A 19,343-nucleotide genomic window follows, 5' to 3' on the forward strand; every position below is an offset into this window, starting at 1 on the left:
AGGTGGCGTATATTACGCTTTCCTCTTTCAGAGTCAACCCTTAACTTCAGGATTTTTTCTCTTCCGACTCACCGTCGCTGTGTGATGTTGTTCACCAGCGCCGTGTCGATGGAGGCGCATTATAGGGAGTTCTCTTTTCGCCGCAACAGGAAAATGACAGAAAAATGACTGACTGCTGCATTCCCCAGCAAAACCCGCCCTTATACCCTTTTATATACAGAGTTATCCACAAACCCGGCTGAACCGGAAATTTTGCGAGCGCCGCGCAAACGTTTTCGTTACAATGCCCCCCCGATGACAAGGATGCCCCTTTCGGGGCGTTAGCTGAGTTTTGCGAGAAGAAATGTGCAATATTCAGCTAACGCTCTTTGCAATGAACCAAAATCCAGGGGATTTAATACCATGCAACAACGTCGTCCTGTACGCCGCGCTCTGCTCAGCGTTTCTGATAAAGCCGGTATCGTCGAATTTGCCCAGGCGCTCTCTCAACGTGGCGTCGAGCTGCTCTCTACAGGCGGCACTGCGCGCCTGCTGGCGCAAGCGGGCCTGCCGGTCACCGAAGTCTCTGACTATACCGGTTTCCCGGAAATGATGGATGGACGCGTCAAAACCCTGCATCCCAAAGTACATGGCGGCATCCTCGGCCGCCGCGGTCAGGATGATGAGATAATGGCGCAGCATGCCATCTCCCCTATCGATATGGTGGTCGTCAACCTTTATCCCTTTGCCCAGACCGTTGCCCGTGAAGGCTGTACGCTGGAAGACGCGGTAGAAAATATTGATATCGGCGGCCCGACAATGGTCCGTTCCGCCGCCAAGAACCATAAAGATGTCGCTATTGTGGTTAAGAGCAGCGACTACGAAGCCATTATTAATGAGCTGGACGCGAACGAAGGCTCGCTCACGCTTGAAACCCGTTTCGACCTTGCGATTAAAGCTTTCGAGCATACCGCCGCTTATGACGGCATGATTGCCAACTACTTCGGCAGCCTTGTGCCCGCCTATCATGGTGAGACGAAAGAGCCAGCCGGCCGCTTCCCGCGCACGCTGAACCTGAGCTTTATTAAAAAGCAGGATATGCGTTACGGCGAGAATAGCCACCAGCAAGCGGCCTTCTATATAGAAGAAGAGATAAAAGAGGCTTCCGTTGCCACTGCGCAGCAGGTGCAGGGTAAAGCGCTCTCTTATAACAACATCGCAGACACCGACGCGGCGCTGGAATGCGTTAAAGAGTTTAGCGAACCGGCCTGCGTTATCGTTAAACATGCCAACCCGTGCGGCGTGGCGGTGAGCAACTCGATTCTGGAAGCTTACGACCGCGCCTATAAAACCGACCCGACTTCCGCCTTCGGCGGCATTATCGCTTTCAACCGCGAGCTGGATGCGCAAACCGCGCAGGCGATTATCTCCCGCCAGTTTGTAGAGGTGATTATCGCTCCGTCCGCCAGCGAAGAAGCGCTGAAAATCACCGCGGCTAAACAGAACGTACGCGTGCTGGTTTGCGGCGAGTGGCAATCCCGCGTTGCGAGCCTTGATTTCAAACGCGTGAATGGCGGGCTGCTGGTACAGGACCGCGATCTGGGTATGGTGACCGAAGGCGATCTGCGCGTAGTGACGAAACGCCAGCCGACCGAACAGGAACTGCGCGACGCGCTGTTCTGCTGGAAAGTTGCAAAGTTTGTGAAGTCTAACGCCATCGTTTATGCGAAAGAGAACATGACCATCGGCATCGGCGCGGGTCAGATGAGCCGCGTTTACTCGGCTAAAATCGCTGGCATCAAAGCAGGGGATGAAGGGCTGGAAGTAAAAGGCTCCGCCATGGCCTCTGACGCGTTCTTCCCGTTCCGCGACGGCATCGACGCAGCCGCAGCCGTAGGCGTGACCTGCGTGATTCAGCCGGGCGGCTCTATTCGCGACGATGAAGTTATCGCTGCGGCAGATGAGCACGGCCTTGCAATGATCTTCACCGACATGCGTCATTTCCGTCATTAATCAGGGAGCGTAACAATGAAAGTATTAGTGATTGGCAACGGCGGGCGCGAGCATGCGCTGGCCTGGAAAGCCGCGCAGTCGCCGAAGGTGGAAACGGTATTTGTCGCGCCGGGCAATGCTGGCACCGCGCTTGAGCCGACGTTGCAGAATGTCGCTATCAGCGCAACTGATATTCCGGCGCTGCTGAGCTTTGCGCAGAATGAGAAAATCGATCTCACCATTGTCGGCCCCGAAGCGCCGCTGGTGATTGGCGTCGTGGATGCCTTTCGTGAAGCCGGCCTGATGATTTTCGGCCCGACGAAGGGCGCAGCGCAGCTTGAAGGTTCAAAAGCGTTCACCAAGGACTTCCTGGCGCGTCATCACATCCCGACGGCGGAGTATCAGAACTTCACCGATATCGAGCCAGCGTTAGCTTATATTCGCAAACAAGGCGCGCCGATTGTTATCAAAGCCGACGGTCTGGCGGCCGGCAAAGGCGTAATTGTCGCCATGACGCTGGAAGAAGCGGAAGCGGCGGCGAAAGATATGCTGGCAGGCAACGCGTTTGGCGACGCGGGCCACCGTATTGTGGTGGAAGAGTTCCTCGACGGCGAAGAGGCCAGCTTTATCGTGATGGTGGACGGCGAGCATGTTGAGCCGATGGCCACCAGCCAGGATCATAAGCGCGTGGGCGACGGCGACACCGGCCCGAATACTGGCGGCATGGGCGCATACTCCCCGGCGCCGGTTGTTACTGATGAAGTCTTCCAGCGCGCCATGGACCGCGTGATATGGCCTACCGTGCGCGGCATGGCGGCGGAAGGCAACACGTATACTGGCTTCCTGTATGCCGGTCTGATGATCGACAAACAGGGCAACCCGAAGGTGATTGAATTCAACTGCCGCTTCGGCGATCCGGAAACGCAGCCTATCATGTTGCGCCTGCAGTCTGATCTTGTGGATCTGTGCCTGGCCGCCTGCGAAGGCAAGCTCGATACCGTGCAGTCGCAATGGGATCCGCGCCCTTCTCTTGGCGTGGTGATGGCGGCAGGCGGTTATCCGGGCGACTACCGCACCGGCGACGTTATTCACGGCCTGCCGCTGGAAGAGATTGCCAACGGCGACGGCAAAGTTTTCCACGCCGGCACGAAGCTGCGTGAAGACGAGCAGGTGGTCACCAGCGGCGGACGCGTACTGTGCGTAACGGCGCTTGGCGACAGCGTGGCGCAGGCGCAGCAGCGCGCTTATAAGCTGATGGCGGATATTCACTGGGACGGCTGTTTCAGCCGCCAGGATATCGGCTATCGCGCTATTGCTCGCGAGCAGCAAAAGTAATACGCGCAGGCGTAAATAAAAAGCGGCGGGTTATCCCGCCGCTTTTTTTATCTTTATCAGAAGCTGTCAGCTTTTGGCTGCCAGCGACAGTAATCCTGATTGGCCACCAGCAGAAGCTGCGCGCCATCCGGCGCTTCCAGCCAGGCCACGCTGACGTCGAGCGAGGAGCGGCTTTGGCGGCGTTCAATATGGCTTATCGCGCGCGCGTCAAGCTCTGGCTTTACCGTTTGCCCTTCACACGTTGTCACCGTGCGGTCTGCATGCCAACGGCCCTGACGCAGCACCACTCGTCCAGCGCGAAGCGCATTACTGATATTATGCAGTTGCTCTGCGCGGTACTGATAAAGCGCTATCTGGTCGCTTGAGAGCTGCTGTTTCTGACCGTTTACCTCGCGCTGCATAAAGCTCAGGTTGCCGCGGTCGTCGAAGCGGGCCTTAATGCTTTCCGGCGGCTTGCCGTAAACGTTGATTTCAATAGAAGAGAGCTGGTCGCCCTGCCAGCGGTAGTCGCTGGTTGACGTGTCGCCACTGCGCCAGGGGCTGAAGGCAGTAAAAAGATGAACCGTATCGCCGCTGTCTTTACGCCAGATTCGTACCGCACCCTGGTCGGCCGCATAGCCGCTGGCGGTAAAAGCAGGAAGCGAATCGTCATGGCTACAGGCGCTCAGCAGCAATGCGCCTGCAAGCGCCCCGAGCGGACGGCGGATAAACAAAAGGGGCGATATCGCCCCTCTGTTAAAACTGTTCACTGCCATGCGCAATCTTATTTGATAGCGTCTTTCAGTGCTTTACCAGAAACAAACGCCGGCACGTTAGCTGCGGCGATTTTGATTTCTTTACCGGTCTGCGGGTTGCGGCCAGTACGCTCAGCGCGGTGGTTCACTTTGAAGGTTCCGAAACCAACCAGTTGTACAGCATCACCTTCTTTCAGAGACTCAGTAATCGCAGCCAGAGTGGATTCCAGAGCAGCTTTCGCTTGCGCTTTAGACAGGTCAGCCTTGTCCGCAATTACATCAATCAGTTGAGTCTTGTTCATAAGTTATCCTTACAATGTGTTTATCGCTTGCTAAGCATCGAGTGCGACGGAAATGCCTGAAAAGCACTCTCCTGCATACACGCACCGATAGCCACTTTTTTTCGCCTCCCAAATGTAGACCAGACGGGGGGCTAATTGGAAGCCTTCAGGTGAGACAAAACAGGTCGTAAATCACGTTTTGTTGTCTCATTGCTGCAAATTTATACCGATATTACTGACGCCATCTTCGCGCAGGTCGCTGCGCAGCCCCTTGATTAGCTCCACATCCCGCTCTTCGCAGGCGGCGAGCAGACGGAAAATTTCCCACTGGATATCCCATTCCTGCTCTACCGCCGGGTTGGCTTTCAGCTCATCATCGGTCATTTCGCGCCCGGCCTGAGTCATCTCCAGCATCGCTACGGTGGTGATTGAGGTTTTGCTGACTTCGATAGCGTGTTCCAGCGTTTCGCCGCTCAGGCGAGAGTGAAGCAGCTCGCTCAGCGCCACGCAGGCGTCAATCGCCGGGTATACACCATAGATATCGTAGTCATCGGCGGACGGGATAGCCTCTTCCAGCTTTTCAAGCTGGCTGTCGAAGTTGACCTTCGCGTCCTTCACCGTCAGCGTTTCCCAGATAAGGTCGAGGATACGACGGTACACCGCCGCATCGCCAAAGCCGGTTTGCTGACAAAACATGGCGTAGTTGGGGTACATACGCTCGCAGAGCGACGCCATAAAAGTCACATGCTGCCAGCTTTCCAGCTTCTCCAGGCGCAGGTGAATGGGGTTTTGTAACATAGTGGTCTCTCACGAACCGAAAATTAGCCGCAGTTTACCTCAATCACCCCTGAATTTCTTGCCAACGTACAAAGGCCGGACGTCCGGAAGCCACCGCATCGGCCCAGCGCGTCGGCTCCGGCAAACGGTAGCCCTTCGTGCAGCGCTGTACCCAGCCCAGCGCGGTATCCAGACCGACACGATGGCCGGTGGAGACAAAGAGCGGGTTGCAGCGGTTTTTACTGCGCCAGACCCAGGCGAGCTGCTCGCCCTTGTCCATGAGCGGCGCCACCGCGCCCGGCTCGTCGGAGAGCGGTTCGAACTTACCGCAAAGCCGCTTTTTGGCGACGCCAATGGTGGGCACGTCGATCAGCATGCCGAAGTGGCTGGCAACGCCCAGCCGACGAGGGTGGGAAATACCATGGCCATCGACAAAAAGCAGGTCGGGTTTACGTGAAAGTTTTTCCCACGCCGCCAGCAGCGCAGGATATTCGCGAAAAGAAAGAAAGCCGGGAATGTAAGGCATCGTGGTGGCGATGCGCGCCACCTGATACTCCACCAGCTCAAGAGAGGGATACTTAAGCAGAACCATCGCAGCGCGGGTCACTTCGCCGCCCTGCTCAAAACCTACATCCGCGCCGCCGATAAAAGCGGGCGTCTCGGTTATCAGGCGATCCTCACGGACCACCTTAGAAGCCAGTTCCAGTTGTTGTGCGCGCAGCGCTGCAAGATCCATTTCTTCTCCTTACTGATGATAAGGCGCAGACAGCCGATGCACCGCCTCCACGAACGCGCCTGCATGCTCTGGCGGCACATCCTGATGAATGCCATGTCCGAGGTTGAACACATGGCCTTCGCCCTTGCCGAAACCAGCAAGTATAGTCGCCACTTCCTCTTCAATGCGGGCGGGCGACGCATAAAGCATCGACGGATCCATATTGCCCTGCAACGCCACTTTGTCACCCACCCGGCGGCGGGCGTCGGCGATATCGGTCGTCCAGTCGAGACCCAGCGCGTCGCAGCCCGTTTCCGCCATCGCTTCCAGCCACTGGCCGCCGCCTTTGGTGAAAAGCGTCACCGGCACCCGGCGGCCTTCATTCTCGCGCAGCAGGCCATCGACGATTTTATGCATATAGTAGAGTGAGAACTGCTGGTAATCGCGGCCAGTCAGCACGCCGCCCCAGGTATCGAAAATCATGACCGACTGCGCGCCCGCGCGGATTTGCGCGTTCAGGTAGAGCGTGACGCTTTGCGCAAGCTTGTCGAGCAGCGCGTGCAGCGTCATCGGCTCGGCATACATCATCTTTTTAATCTGCGTGAAAGCCTTGCTGCTGCCGCCTTCCACCATATAAGTGGCAAGCGTCCAGGGACTGCCGGAAAAACCGATCAGCGGCACTTCGCCCTTCAGCTCCCGGCGGATAGTGCGCACGGCGTTCATCACGTAACCCAGCTCCTGCTCCGGGTCCGGCACCGGCAGCTTATCCACATCCGCTTTGCCGGCAATGGGCGAGGTAAAGCGCGGGCCTTCGCCAGCTTCGAAATAGAGTCCAAGCCCCATCGCATCGGGAATGGTGAGAATGTCCGAAAAGAGGATCGCCGCATCAAGCGGATAACGGCGCAGCGGCTGCAGCGTCACTTCACAGGCGAGCTCGGCGTTTTTACACAGCGACATAAAGTCGCCCGCCTGAGCCCGGGTGGCTTTGTACTCCGGTAAATAGCGCCCCGCCTGTCTCATCATCCACACCGGGGTGACATCCACAGGCTGGCGCAGCAGCGCGCGCAGGTAACGATCGTTTTTCAGTTCGGTCATTTTTATCTTTCCTTAAGAGGCAGGCCGGTAGTTTACCACGTCATTCGTACTCTGCCCGGCACTGCGCGACCGTATCTTCGATTAACCGGCGCGCCACGGTGCCTGGCGGCGGCAACAGCGGCAGCTGATCGTAGCGATACCAGCCAGCATCCAGCAGCTCTTTCGGGTCGATTTTGATGTCGCCGCTGTCATAATCCGCTACAAAAGCGGTCATCAGCGACTGCGGGAACGGCCAGGGCTGCGAAGTCACATAGCGCAGGTTTTTCACGCGAATGCTGCTCTCCTCCATCACTTCACGCGCCACCGCCTGCTCCAGCGTCTCACCTACTTCCACGAAACCGGCCAGCACGGTGTAAACGCCGTTGCGGTGACGGGTATGCTGGGCGAGCAGGATTTTATCTTCGCGGCGAATGGCGACGATGATGCAGGGCGCGATTTGCGGGTAGTAGCGCTCGTGGCAATGGCCGCACAGCATCGCCCACTCGCTTTTACTGTTATGCATGGTGTGCCCGCAGTAGCCGCAAAACTTATGCGAGCGGAAGAACTCCGCCAGCTGCACGCCGCGCCCGGCAAGCTGAAACAGCCCGACATCCTGATCCATAAGCTGGCGCACCGAGCCCATCTCCTGACGTCGGTTCTGGTTCACCAGCCAGACGGGCTCATTCTGCCACTCGCCAATCTGGCGGGCCGGCACGCCGACCAGGTCTAATGCCTGGGCGTTGCCGTACGGTAATTCACCCTGTGGCAACCATAATTTCTGTTCATGGCTGACTATCCACCAGCCATGGTCTAACTTTTCTATAGGACGTTCCATAACGTATTGCACTACCTCTGCTTCACTGGCATGTTGGTAACAATGTTTTTACAAATTTTGGGTCTTTTGGCGCTTTAATCTTATAACTCACGGAGTCAATCATGCTAAACCAGCTGAAAAGTCTGACAGAACGCGTTGGGGGCAGTAACGAGCTCGTTGATAGCTGGCTTAATGCTCGCAACAATCTGTTAGTCGCTTATTACAATGTGGTTGGTATCAAGCCTGGCAAGGAATCGCTGACGGCGCTGGATGAAAAAGCGCTGGATGATTTTTGTCACAGCCTGGTGGACTATCTCTCCGCCGGTCACTTCAGCATTTATGAACGCATTATCAGCGAAATGGAAGGCACCAGCCCGCTGCTGGCCGCTACGCAAATCTATCCGCAGTTGGAAGCCAATACCCAGGAAATCATGGCGTACTACGACAGCAACCTGGAAAACGCTATTGATCACGACAACTGCATTGAGTTCCAGCAGGCCCTCTCCGGTATCGGCGAGGCGCTGGCGACGCGCTTTACTTATGAAGATCAGCTTATCATGCTGGCTTTCGATAATAATCTCGGCAGCAGCGCGAACGATGAAGCGGCGCTTGCGCGTCCGGCTTGAGTTTCGCTGTATTAACGCGTAGTTTACAACCAGCCCCGTTCGTTTAGCGGGGTTTTATCTTGTCGGAGTGCCCAGTACATCAGTACGGGCTGAGACCGTTAATTCGGGATCCGCGGAACCTGATCAGGTTAATACCTGCGAAGGGAACAAGAGTAAATCAGCTGTACAGGCGCCTTTCCGGGCGCTCCTGTCTGTTACTCCTTCCGTCGTCTGACAAGCCACTCCTGAAACGTAACTGGAATGCGCTATGTCTGTACCCATCAAACCCAATCGCCGCGAACAGCGCGCACAAGCACAGCAGTTTATCGAGACGCTCGAAGGCACCGCCTTCCCCAACTCAACGCGTATTTACCTCACCGGCAGCCGCGACGATATCCGCGTCCCGATGCGCGAGATAGCGCTTAGCCCTACGCTCATCGGCGGCAGCAAAGAAAACCCGCAGTATGAAGCAAACGAGCCGGTACCCGTTTATGACACGTCCGGCCCCTATGGCGACCCGTCCATTACCATCGATGTGCATCAGGGTCTGGCGAAGCTGCGCCAGCCGTGGATTGCCGCGCGTAACGACGCAGAAGCGCTCACCGGCCGCAGTTCAGCCTATACCCGTGAGCGGCTGGCGGACGATAACCTGGATGAATTGCGCTTTACCGGCCTGCTTACGCCGCTGCGCGCGAAGCCCGGCAAGCGAGTCACGCAACTGCACTATGCACGCCAGGGCATCATCACGCCGGAAATGGAGTTTATCGCCATCCGTGAAAACATGGGCCGCGAGCGCATCCGCGGCGAAGTGCTGCGCCAGCAGCATCCGGGCGAAGGGTTTGGCGCAACGCTGCCTGCAAACATTACGCCGGAGTTTGTGCGCGACGAAGTCGCCGCCGGCCGCGCTATCATTCCCGCCAACATTAACCACCCGGAAGCCGAGCCGATGATTATCGGGCGAAACTTCCTCGTGAAAGTGAATGCCAACATCGGCAATTCGGCGGTCACGTCGTCGATTGAAGAAGAGGTGGAAAAGCTGGTCTGGGCCACCCGCTGGGGCGCGGATACGGTGATGGACCTCTCTACCGGTCGTTATATTCATGAAACCCGGGAATGGATTTTACGTAACAGCCCGGTCCCCATCGGCACGGTGCCGATTTATCAGGCGCTGGAGAAAGTGAACGGCATCGCCGAAGACCTGACCTGGGAGATGTTCCGCGATACGCTGCTGGAGCAGGCGGAACAGGGTGTTGATTACTTCACCATTCACGCCGGTGTGCTGCTGCGCTATGTGCCGATGACCGCGAAACGCCTGACCGGCATCGTCTCCCGCGGCGGCTCGATCATGGCGAAATGGTGCCTTTCTCACCACCAGGAAAACTTCCTCTACGAACACTTCCGCGAAATCTGCGAAATTTGCGCCGCCTATGATGTTTCGCTCTCGCTTGGCGACGGCCTGCGCCCCGGCTCTATTCAGGACGCCAATGACGAAGCGCAGTTCGCCGAGCTGCATACGCTGGGCGAGCTGACGAAAATCGCCTGGGAATATGACGTGCAGGTAATGATTGAAGGCCCCGGGCATGTGCCGATGCAGATGATCCGCCGCAACATGACCGAAGAGCTGGAGCACTGCCATGAAGCGCCCTTCTACACGCTGGGGCCGCTCACAACCGACATCGCGCCGGGTTACGATCATTTCACGTCCGGCATTGGCGCGGCGATGATTGGCTGGTTCGGCTGCGCCATGCTCTGTTATGTCACGCCGAAAGAGCATCTCGGCCTGCCGAATAAAGACGATGTGAAGCAGGGGCTTATCACTTATAAAATCGCCGCCCACGCCGCCGACCTCGCTAAAGGCCATCCCGGCGCGCAAATTCGTGATAACGCCATGTCGAAAGCACGCTTCGAATTCCGCTGGGAAGACCAGTTCAACCTGGCGCTCGACCCGTTCACCGCCCGCGCTTACCACGACGAAACGCTGCCGCAGGAGTCAGGGAAAGTGGCGCACTTCTGCTCAATGTGCGGCCCCAAATTCTGCTCGATGAAAATCACCCAGGAAGTGCGTGATTACGCGGCGAAGCAGGAAATTGCCTCGGGTATGAACGATATGTCTAACGCCTTTCGCGCTAAAGGCGGCGAGATTTACCTGCGCAAGGAGGAGGCATAATGTACCGGCCCGATTTTCCCGCTACGCCTTTTCGCCTGGGGCTCTATCCGGTAGTAGACAGCGTGGAGTGGATTGAGCGCCTGCTGGACGCGGGCGTGCGCACGATTCAGCTACGCATTAAGGATAAAACTGACGATGCCGTTGAAGCAGATGTAATCGCCGCTATCGCCCTTGGCAAGCGCTATGCCGCCCGTCTGTTTATCAACGATTACTGGCGGCTGGCAATCACGCACCAGGCGTACGGCGTGCATCTTGGCCAGGAGGATTTGCAAACGACCGACCTCGCCGCCATCCGTCAGGCCGGGCTGCGGCTTGGCGTCTCCACCCATGACGATATGGAAATCGACGTGGCGCTGGCGGTTCGCCCTTCTTATATCGCGCTCGGTCATGTTTTTCCGACGCAGACTAAACAGATGCCCTCTGCGCCGCAGGGATTACAGCAGCTGGCAGCGCACGTAAAACGCCTTGGCGATTACCCGACGGTGGCGATTGGCGGCATCAGCCTTGCGCGTGCGCCCGCGGTGCTGGAAACCGGCGTCGGCAGCGTGGCGGTGGTAAGCGCTATCACTCAGGCTGAAGACTGGCGTAAGGCAACGGCGCAGTTGCTGGCGCTGGCGGGGGCGGGCGATGAATGACGCAGACTTCATGCGCTACAGCCGCCAGATCCTGCTGGAGGAGGTAGGCCTTGCGGGCCAGCAGCGGCTGCTCTCCAGCCGGGTATTGATCGTCGGCCTGGGGGGTTTAGGCTCGCCAGCTGCGCTCTATCTCGCTGGCGCAGGCGTCGGCGCGTTGTTGCTGGCGGATGACGATACGGTGCATATCAGCAACCTTCAGCGCCAGATCCTCTTTACCAGCAAGGAGATCGATCGACCAAAAGCGCAGGCGGCGCAGCGTCGGCTCGGAGAGCTGAACCCGCATCTGCGGCTTCAGGCATTGAAACAAAGACTGGAAGGCGACGCGCTGCGTAAAGCGGTTTCGCAGGTCGATCTGGTGCTGGATTGCAGCGACAACATGGCCACGCGCCAGGCGGTAAATGCCGCCTGCGTAACGCTTAAGAAACCGCTTATTACCGCCAGCGCCGTCGGCTTTGGCGGACAGCTTGCGGTCTTCACGCCCCCTTTCGCGCATGGCTGCTACCGCTGTCTTTGGCCGCAGGAGAGCGAACCCGAACGCAACTGCCGCAATGCGGGCATTCTCGGCCCGGTGGTCGGCATGATGGGCGCGTTGCAGGCGCTGGAAGCCGTAAAACTGCTGTGCGGTATAGAAGCGGAGCGGAATTCGCTGCGTCTTTTTGATGGCCGCAGCCTGCAGTGGCGTACGCTGGCTTTGCAGCGGGCCGAAAGTTGTCCGGCATGTGGAGGGCGACATGCGCATTGTGCTTAATGATGAGCCCATGCAGTGCGGCGATAACCTTAACGCGCTTCAGTTACTCTCACAGCTGAATCTCGATAAGCCCGGCACCGCGCTTGCTGTCAACCAGACTATTGTGCCGCGCGAGCGGTGGCCGCATCACGTTTTGCAGGAAGGCGACAGCCTCCTGCTGTTTCAGGTTATCGCCGGAGGTTGAGATGCTACGCATTGCAGACAAAACGTTTACTTCCCGCCTTTTTACCGGCACAGGCAAATTCGCCTCGGCTGACATCATGGCGGCGGCCATTCGCGAAAGTGGCAGCGAGCTTGTAACGCTGGCGATGAAGCGCGTGGATTTGCGAAGCCGCAATGACGGCATCCTGGCGCCGCTGCAGGCGGCAGGCGTATCGCTTCTGCCGAACACATCGGGCGCAAAAACCGCCGAAGAGGCGATTTTCGCCGCTCAGCTGGCGCGCGAAGCGTTGGGCACCCACTGGGTAAAACTGGAGATCCATCCGGATGCCCGTTACCTGCTGCCGGACCCGATTGAAACGCTAAAAGCGGCGGAAAAGCTGGTGGCGATGGGCTTTGTGGTCCTGCCCTACTGCGGCGCCGACCCGGTGCTGTGTAAACGGCTTGAAGAAGCAGGCTGCGCGGCGGTGATGCCTCTCGGCGCGCCGATCGGCTCAAACCAGGGGCTGCAAACCCGCGCGCTGCTGGAAATCATCATTGAACAGGCTACGGTGCCTGTCGTTGTGGATGCCGGCATCGGCGTACCGAGCCACGCCGCTGAAGCGCTGGAGATGGGAGCCGCCGCGGTGCTGGTGAATACCGCTATCGCCGTAGCGAACGATCCGGTGCAGATGGCCCGCGCCTTTCGCCTGGCGGTAGAGGCCGGCGAGCTTGCCGCCCAGGCTGGAGCCGGGGCGCGTTACCGGCAGGCGCAGCCTTCCAGCCCGCTTACTGACTTCTTGCGCTACAGCGAGGTGGAGCAATGAAAGGGTTCACTGAACGCTGGCGCGAACTGGACTGGAATGACATTCAGTTGCGCATCAACAGCAAATCCGCCCATGATGTCGAACGGGCGCTGGCCGCCCCGCGCCTCTCCCGCGAAGATATGATGGCCCTCCTCTCTCCCGCCGCCAGCGCTTATCTTGAGCCGCTGGCGCAGCGGGCGCAGCGCCTCACCCGTCAGCGCTTCGGCAATACGGTCAGCTTTTACGTTCCGCTTTATCTCTCCAATCTGTGCGCCAACGACTGCACCTATTGTGGTTTTTCAATGAGCAACCGCATTAAGCGTAAGACGCTGGATGCGGAGGAGATTGCCCGTGAATGCGAGGCTATCCGGTCGATGGGATTCGATAATCTGTTGCTGGTGACGGGCGAACATCAAACGAAAGTCGGCATGGATTATTTTCGTCGCCATTTGCCTGACATCCGCCACCGCTTCGCCTCGTTGCAGATGGAAGTGCAACCGCTCTCGCAGGAGGAGTATGCCGAGTTGAAAACGCTGGGGCTGGATGGCGTGCTGGTTTATCAGGAAACCTATAATGAAACGGTTTACGCCCGCCATCACCTGCGCGGCAACAAGCAGGATTTTTTCTGGCGGCTGGAAACGCCGGATCGGCTGGGCCGCGCGGGTATTGATAAAATCGGCCTCGGCGCGTTGATTGGGCTTTCCGATAGCTGGCGCGCCGATTGCTTTATCGTGGCGGAGCATCTGCTCTGGCTGCAACAGCATTACTGGCAGAGCCGCTATTCTGTGGCCTTCCCTCGCCTTCGCCCCTGCGCAGGCGGTATTAAACCCGCGTCGTTAATGGATGAGCGTCAACTGGTGCAGGTTATCTGCGCCTTTCGCCTGTTCGCGCCGGAGGTGGAACTGTCGCTCTCTACGCGGGAATCGCCCTGGTTTCGCGATCGCGTTATTCCGCTCGCTATCAACAACGTTAGCGCCTTTTCGAAAACGCAGCCTGGCGGGTATGCGGACGACCATCCGGAGCTGGAGCAGTTCGCGCCTCATGATGGCCGCCGCCCTGATGAAGTCGCCCGGGCGCTGGCTAAGGCCGGGTTACAGCCGGTATGGAAAGACTGGGATAGCTACCTGGGAAGAGCTTCGCAAAAGAGTTGCAACTGATGCTGCCAGCGCGATAAAAGCGCCGCGTTACCTCGTAAGACTAAAGCGCGGCCGTTGAGCCGTTTTTATGTCGCCGGTAGGCTGGTTCTGCTGGTGAAGACCAGCCGGGGCGGTCTTTACACTCTCTCTTCCGCCCCGCCTCTCACGAGGGAACAGAGTCCAAATCGCAAAACTGTAACCGGTTTCAGTTTTTTGAGCTTTCTTTTATGATGCCTTACGCACAATCGCACCAAAGCGGTTGTTGCTCTTTCAAACGATGGATAATTATCAATTATCAACCTGACACAGAGAGCGGACTATGAAGAACATCGTTTTATGCTGTGCTGCGGGCATGTCCACCAGCATGCTGGTTCAACGCATGAAAGACGCGGCGCAAAAGAAAGGGGTGGAAGTTTCTGTCAAAGCGGTGCCCGTTGCAGAATTTAAAGAGAACCTTGAAGGCGCAGATATCATTCTGCTGGGCCCTCAGGTGAAGTATGAGCAGGCTAAGCTACAGGCGATTGCCGAGCCGCTGGGCAAAAAGGTCGCGGTTATCGACATGATGGATTACGGCATGATGAAAGGCGATGCCGTACTGGATAAAGCGCTTAAGATGCTGGAGTGAAGCCATGGAAGACTTAGAAAACATCATCATGGAGTTACTGGTTAATGCGGGCGCTGCACGCAGCCAGGCGCTGAGCGCGCTTCAACTGGCGCGAAAAGGCGATTTCGCCGGCGCCGAGCAGGCGATGGAAGAGTCTCGCGAATTTGTTAAACACGCCCACAAAATTCAGACTCAGCTTATCGGGCTGGATGAGGGGAGCGGCAAGCTGCCGGTTAATCTCATTACCGTTCACTCTCAGGACCACCTGATGAACGCGATGGTCATTCAGGATTTGGCCGAGGATATGATTGAGCTTTATCGAAGATTGCCGTTGGTAAACTAGATTTCAACGCCGTCGTCAGACGGCGTTTTTTCTCTTATTCGCCTGGCCCTGAGGGTTAAGCGTAATGGGCCCCATGACGCGGTTCCTCACGTAAAGCGCCTCCCGACCAGATTGCAGGCATAAAAAAACCGCTCCGAAGAGCGGTTTTTTAGTGTGGCGAGAAACGATTACTCGTTGTCGCCGCCAAGGCCTGCGTTCAGCAGCTCTGCGAGGCTCGCAGTCGCTTCTTCCGCGCTCACCTGCGGTGCAGCCGGGGTTTCGCCTGCCGCACGGCGACGCATGCGGTCCTGGTGGTACGCATAACCTGTACCAGCCGGGATCAGACGGCCCACGATGACGTTCTCTTTCAGACCGCGCAGTTCGTCGCGTTTGCCCGCAACGGCTGCTTCGGTAAGCACGCGAGTCGTCTCCTGGAACGATGCCGCGGAGATGAAGGACTCGGTTGCCAGAGACGCTTTGGTGATACCCAGCAGATCGCGCATATAGGTTGCGCCAATTTTGCCGTTCGCTTCCAGGTCGCGGTTAGCGATCTTGACGCGAGAGTATTCCACCTGCTCACCTTCCAGGAACTCGGAGCTGCCCGCGTTCATGATGGTGGCTTTACGCAGCATCTGACGAACGATAACTTCGATGTGCTTATCGTTGATCTTAACGCCCTGCAGACGGTAAACGTCCTGTACTTCGTTAACGATGTAACGAGTCACAGCCTGAACGCCACGCAGACGCAGAATGTCGTGCGGCGCTTCCGGACCGTCGGAGATAACGTCACCACGTTCCACACGTTCGCCTTCGAACACGTTGAGCTGACGCCATTTCGGAATCATCTCTTCGTACGGATCGCTACCGTCAACCGGCGTGATCACCAGACGACGCTTGCCTTTGGTCTCTTTACCGAAGGAGACGATACCCGCCACTTCAGCAAGGATCGCCGGCTCTTTCGGACGACGCGCTTCGAACAGGTCCGCAACGCGCGGCAGACCACCGGTGATGTCCTTGGTACCGCCGGATTCCTGCGGAATACGCGCCAGGGTGTCACCGGAGCTGATCTGCACGCCATCTTCCAGCTGAACAATAGCTTTACCCGGCAGGAAGTACTGAGCCGGCATGTCGGTGCCCGGAATCAGAACGTCATCGCCGTTAGCGTCAACGATTTTCAGCGCCGGACGCAGGTCTTTACCGCCAGCGGTACGCTCTGCAGAGTCCAGAACCACCAGCGAAGAAAGGCCGGTCAGTTCGTCGGTCTGACGCGTAATGGTCTGGCCGTCGATCATGTCCGTGAAGCGAATGTAACCGCTCACCTCGGTGATAACCGGCATGGTGTGCGGGTCCCAGTTTGCTACGGTTTCGCCGCCAGCAACCTGCTCGCCATCGCCTTTCGCCATAACCGCACCGTAAGGCACTTTATAGCTTTCTTTAGTACGACCGAATTCGTCGATAAGCTTCAGCTCGGTGTTACGAGAAGTGATAACCAGTTTACCGCTGGAGTTCACAACCGTCTTCGCGTTGCTGAGGCGGATGCTACCTTTGTTTTTCACCTGGATGCTGGATTCAGCAGCCGCACGAGACGCCGCACCACCGATGTGGAACGTACGCATGGTCAGCTGTGTACCCGGCTCACCGATGGACTGTGCTGCGATAACGCCGATAGCCTCACCTTTGTTGATGATGTGGCCACGCGCGAGATCGCGACCGTAGCAGTGCGCACATACACCAAAGTCGGTGTCACAGGTTACAACGGAACGAACTTTCACAGAGTCAACAGAGTTCGCTTCCAGCAGATCACACCAGTGCTCATGCAGCAGTGTGTTACGCGGAACCAGAATATCTGCGGTACCCGGCTTCAGAACGTCTTCAGCAGTCACACGACCCAGTACGCGATCGCGCAGCGGCTCTTTAACATCGCCACCCTCGATAACCGGGGTCATGGTGATGCCTTCCAGCGTGCCGCAATCATCTTCGGTCACAACCAGGTCCTGCGCGACGTCAACCAGACGACGAGTCAGGTAACCGGAGTTCGCGGTTTTCAGTGCGGTATCCGCCAGACCTTTACGAGCACCGTGGGTCGAGATGAAGTACTGGAGTACGTTCAGACCTTCACGGAAGTTCGCGGTGATCGGCGTTTCGATGATGGAGCCATCCGGCTTCGCCATCAGACCACGCATACCTGCCAGCTGACGAATCTGCGCAGCAGAACCACGCGCACCGGAGTCGGCCATCATGTAGATGCTGTTGAAGGAAACCTGCTGCTCTTCTTCGCCGTTACGGTTGATAACGGTTTCGGTCTGCAGGTTATCCATCATCGCCTTGGATACACGATCGTTCGCCGCGGCCCAGATATCGATAACTTTGTTATAACGTTCGCCAGCAGTTACCAGACCAGACTGGAACTGTTCCTGGATTTCAGCCACTTCTGCTTCCGCTTCGGCGATGATCTCAGCTTTTTTCGCCGGGATAACCATATCGTCGATACCAACGGAAGCACCAGAACGCGCTGCATACGCAAAACCGGTATACATGGTCTGGTCCGCAAAAATAACGGTCGGCTTCAGGCCCAGAATGCGGTAACAGGTGTTCAGCATTTTGGAGATCGCTTTCTTACCGAGCGGCTGGTTCACAATAGAGAACGGCAGACCTTTCGGTACGATCATCCACAGGATCGCACGACCTACGGTAGTGTCGATCAGGCTGGTTTTCGCTACGAACTCGCCGTTCGCGTCTTTTTCGTATTCAGTGATACGAACTTTTACGCGAGCGTGCAGTTCAGCCTGGCCAGAGCGGTACAGACGTTCCGCTTCTTTCGGGCCAGTCAGCACCATGCCTTCGCCTTTGGCGTTAATCTTGTCGCGGGTCATGTAGTACAGACCCAGTACAACGTCCTGAGACGGAACGATGATAGGTTCGCCGTTCGCCGGGGACAGGATGTTGTTGGTAGACATCATCAGCGCACGCGCTTCCAGCTGGGCTTCCAGCGTCAGCGGTACGTGAACAGCCATCTGGTCACCATCGAAGTCGGCGTTGTACGCCGCACACACCAGCGGGTGCAGCTGAATAGCTTTACCTTCGATCAGTACCGGTTCGAACGCCTGAATACCCAGACGGTGCAGGGTCGGCGCACGGTTCAGCAGTACCGGGTGCTCACGGATGACTTCGTCCAGGATATCCCAAACGACCGCTTCTTCGCGCTCAACCATTTTCTTGGCGGCTTTAATGGTGGTCGCAAGGCCACGCAGTTCCAGCTTGCCGTAGATGAACGGTTTGAACAGCTCCAGCGCCATTTTCTTCGGCAGACCGCACTGATGCAGACGCAGGTACGGACCAACGGTAATTACGGAACGACCGGAGTAGTCCACACGCTTACCGAGCAGGTTCTGACGGAAACGACCCTGCTTACCTTTGATCATGTCAGCCAGAGACTTCAGCGGACGCTTGTTGGAGCCGGTGATCGCACGACCGCGACGACCGTTATCCAGCAGGGCGTCTACCGCTTCCTGCAGCATACGTTTTTCGTTGCGCACGATGATGTCCGGCGCAGCCAGATCCAGCAGACGCTTCAGACGGTTGTTACGGTTAATAACGCGACGATACAGATCGTTCAGATCCGACGTTGCGAAACGACCACCATCCAGCGGAACCAACGGACGCAGATCCGGCGGCAACACTGGCAGCACGGTCAGGATCATCCACTCCGGCTTGTTGCCAGACTGTACGAATGCTTCCAGCAGTTTGATACGCTTGGTCAGCTTCTTACGCTTGGTTTCGGAGTTGGTTTCGTTCAGCTCTTCACGCAGCTGTTCGCATTCCTGCTCCAGGTCCATGCTCTTCAGCAGGGCCTGGATAGCTTCCGCACCCATTTTTGCGTCGAATTCGTCGCCGAACTCTTCCAGCGCGTCCAGGTACTGTTCTTCAGTCAGGATCTGACGACGCTCGAGGTTGGTCATGCCGCCCTCGATAACAACGTAAGATTCGAAGTACAGAACACGTTCGATATCGCGCAGCGGCATATCCAGCAGCAAACCGATACGGGACGGCAGGGACTTCAGGAACCAGATGTGCGCGGTCGGGGAAGCGAGTTCAATGTGGCCCATGCGCTCACGACGCACTTTGGTCTGGGTCACTTCAACGCCGCACTTCTCACAAATCACACCGCGGTGTTTCAGGCGCTTGTACTTACCGCACAGGCACTCATAGTCTTTTACCGGCCCAAAAATACGGGCGCAGAACAGACCGTCACGCTCAGGTTTGAACGTACGGTAGTTAATGGTTTCCGGCTTTTTAACTTCACCGAACGACCATGAACGGATCATGTCTGGCGACGCCAGAGCAATTTTGATCGCATCAAACTCTTCGGTTTTAGTTTGCGCTTTCAGAAACTTTAATAAGTCTTTCACGGATTGGCTCCCGTCGGAGTTAGCACATTCTGCTGCGGAGCGTTAACTCCGCAGCAGTGACCTGTTTGAGCG

18 protein-coding genes and 1 riboswitch are annotated in these 19,343 nt (G+C 57.2%); of the genes, 11 read left to right on the forward strand and 7 right to left on the reverse strand.

Translation table 11 applies throughout. The features are described from left to right. The first annotated feature begins 402 nt into the window (after positions 1-402). Together purH and purD are read left to right on the forward strand one after the other, a co-directional pair. A complete protein-coding gene (purH, locus tag IEX01_RS20990) occupies positions 403-1,992 on the forward strand; it encodes a bifunctional phosphoribosylaminoimidazolecarboxamide formyltransferase/IMP cyclohydrolase (protein ID WP_188724480.1) in 1,590 nt (529 codons plus the stop codon). Positions 1,993-2,007: 15 nt separating this feature from the next. Then, the gene (purD, locus tag IEX01_RS20995) at positions 2,008-3,306 is read left to right on the forward strand and encodes a phosphoribosylamine--glycine ligase (protein ID WP_024561351.1); all 1,299 of its coding nucleotides are present in this window, start codon (positions 2,008-2,010) and stop codon (positions 3,304-3,306) included. A gap of 56 nt (positions 3,307-3,362) precedes the next feature. On the opposite strand, the gene IEX01_RS21000 is transcribed toward purD, so the two are convergent. The 6 genes from IEX01_RS21000 to nudC all read right to left on the reverse strand — a co-directional run bounded on the left by IEX01_RS21000 (position 3,363) and on the right by nudC (position 7,722). Next, on the reverse strand, positions 3,363-4,061 hold the full coding sequence (locus tag IEX01_RS21000; protein WP_051390653.1) for a DUF1481 domain-containing protein: 699 nt from the start codon (positions 4,059-4,061) through the stop codon (positions 3,363-3,365). A gap of 8 nt (positions 4,062-4,069) precedes the next feature. After that, on the reverse strand, positions 4,070-4,342 hold the full coding sequence (gene hupA / locus IEX01_RS21005) for a nucleoid-associated protein HU-alpha (protein ID WP_024553522.1): 273 nt from the start codon (positions 4,340-4,342) through the stop codon (positions 4,070-4,072). A 186-nt stretch (positions 4,343-4,528) separates the two neighbouring features. Beyond that, the gene (locus IEX01_RS21010; protein WP_024558451.1) at positions 4,529-5,119 is read right to left on the reverse strand and encodes a YjaG family protein; all 591 of its coding nucleotides are present in this window, start codon (positions 5,117-5,119) and stop codon (positions 4,529-4,531) included. 43 nt (positions 5,120-5,162) lie between these two features. Further along, positions 5,163-5,834 carry a deoxyribonuclease V gene (gene nfi / locus IEX01_RS21015; protein WP_024558452.1) on the reverse strand — a complete coding sequence of 224 codons (672 nt, stop codon included), beginning with the start codon at positions 5,832-5,834 and terminating at the stop codon, positions 5,163-5,165. A 9-nt stretch (positions 5,835-5,843) separates the two neighbouring features. Continuing rightward, a complete protein-coding gene (hemE, locus tag IEX01_RS21020; protein WP_048887420.1) occupies positions 5,844-6,908 on the reverse strand; it encodes a uroporphyrinogen decarboxylase in 1,065 nt (354 codons plus the stop codon). A gap of 40 nt (positions 6,909-6,948) precedes the next feature. Continuing rightward, a complete protein-coding gene (nudC, locus tag IEX01_RS21025) occupies positions 6,949-7,722 on the reverse strand; it encodes an NAD(+) diphosphatase (protein WP_024558454.1) in 774 nt (257 codons plus the stop codon). A 101-nt stretch (positions 7,723-7,823) separates the two neighbouring features. On the opposite strand from nudC, the gene IEX01_RS21030 reads away from it, so the two are divergent. The 9 genes from IEX01_RS21030 (at position 7,824) to IEX01_RS21070 (ending at position 14,883) form a co-directional block, all read left to right on the forward strand. Then, positions 7,824-8,327: an Rsd/AlgQ family anti-sigma factor gene (locus IEX01_RS21030; protein WP_024558455.1), complete on the forward strand. Its 504-nt coding sequence runs from the start codon at positions 7,824-7,826 to the stop codon at positions 8,325-8,327. 53 nt (positions 8,328-8,380) lie between these two features. Continuing rightward, positions 8,381-8,490, forward strand: a riboswitch (TPP riboswitch). An 84-nt stretch (positions 8,491-8,574) separates the two neighbouring features. Continuing rightward, a complete protein-coding gene (gene thiC / locus IEX01_RS21035; protein ID WP_024558456.1) occupies positions 8,575-10,473 on the forward strand; it encodes a phosphomethylpyrimidine synthase ThiC in 1,899 nt (632 codons plus the stop codon). Next, the gene (gene thiE, locus IEX01_RS21040) at positions 10,473-11,108 is read left to right on the forward strand and encodes a thiamine phosphate synthase (protein ID WP_188724482.1); all 636 of its coding nucleotides are present in this window, start codon (positions 10,473-10,475) and stop codon (positions 11,106-11,108) included. The genes thiC and thiE overlap by 1 nt, the downstream gene beginning before the upstream one ends. Beyond that, positions 11,101-11,856, forward strand: coding sequence for a HesA/MoeB/ThiF family protein (locus IEX01_RS21045; RefSeq protein WP_188724484.1), 756 nt, complete (start codon positions 11,101-11,103; stop codon positions 11,854-11,856). The genes thiE and IEX01_RS21045 overlap by 8 nt, the downstream gene beginning before the upstream one ends. After that, positions 11,840-12,040 carry a sulfur carrier protein ThiS gene (gene thiS, locus IEX01_RS21050; RefSeq protein WP_024558459.1) on the forward strand — a complete coding sequence of 67 codons (201 nt, stop codon included), beginning with the start codon at positions 11,840-11,842 and terminating at the stop codon, positions 12,038-12,040. Before IEX01_RS21045 ends, thiS begins: the two co-directional genes overlap by 17 nt. A gap of 1 nt (position 12,041) precedes the next feature. After that, the gene (gene thiG, locus IEX01_RS21055; protein WP_029590715.1) at positions 12,042-12,821 is read left to right on the forward strand and encodes a thiazole synthase; all 780 of its coding nucleotides are present in this window, start codon (positions 12,042-12,044) and stop codon (positions 12,819-12,821) included. Further along, positions 12,818-13,957 carry a 2-iminoacetate synthase ThiH gene (gene thiH / locus IEX01_RS21060; protein ID WP_188724486.1) on the forward strand — a complete coding sequence of 380 codons (1,140 nt, stop codon included), beginning with the start codon at positions 12,818-12,820 and terminating at the stop codon, positions 13,955-13,957. Before thiG ends, thiH begins: the two co-directional genes overlap by 4 nt. A gap of 298 nt (positions 13,958-14,255) precedes the next feature. Beyond that, complete coding sequence (locus IEX01_RS21065) at positions 14,256-14,561, forward strand: PTS sugar transporter subunit IIB (RefSeq protein WP_024558462.1); 306 nt, start codon at positions 14,256-14,258, stop codon at positions 14,559-14,561. Positions 14,562-14,565: 4 nt separating this feature from the next. Beyond that, a complete protein-coding gene (locus tag IEX01_RS21070; protein WP_024553534.1) occupies positions 14,566-14,883 on the forward strand; it encodes a PTS lactose/cellobiose transporter subunit IIA in 318 nt (105 codons plus the stop codon). A gap of 167 nt (positions 14,884-15,050) precedes the next feature. Here IEX01_RS21070 and rpoC read toward each other — a convergent pair whose 3' ends face one another. Further along, a complete protein-coding gene (gene rpoC, locus IEX01_RS21075; RefSeq protein WP_024558464.1) occupies positions 15,051-19,271 on the reverse strand; it encodes a DNA-directed RNA polymerase subunit beta' in 4,221 nt (1,406 codons plus the stop codon). Positions 19,272-19,343: the final 72 nt, after the last annotated feature.

It is taken from the genome of Franconibacter daqui, assembly GCF_014644275.1.
Taxonomy (GTDB): Bacteria; Pseudomonadota; Gammaproteobacteria; order Enterobacterales; family Enterobacteriaceae; genus Franconibacter; species Franconibacter pulveris.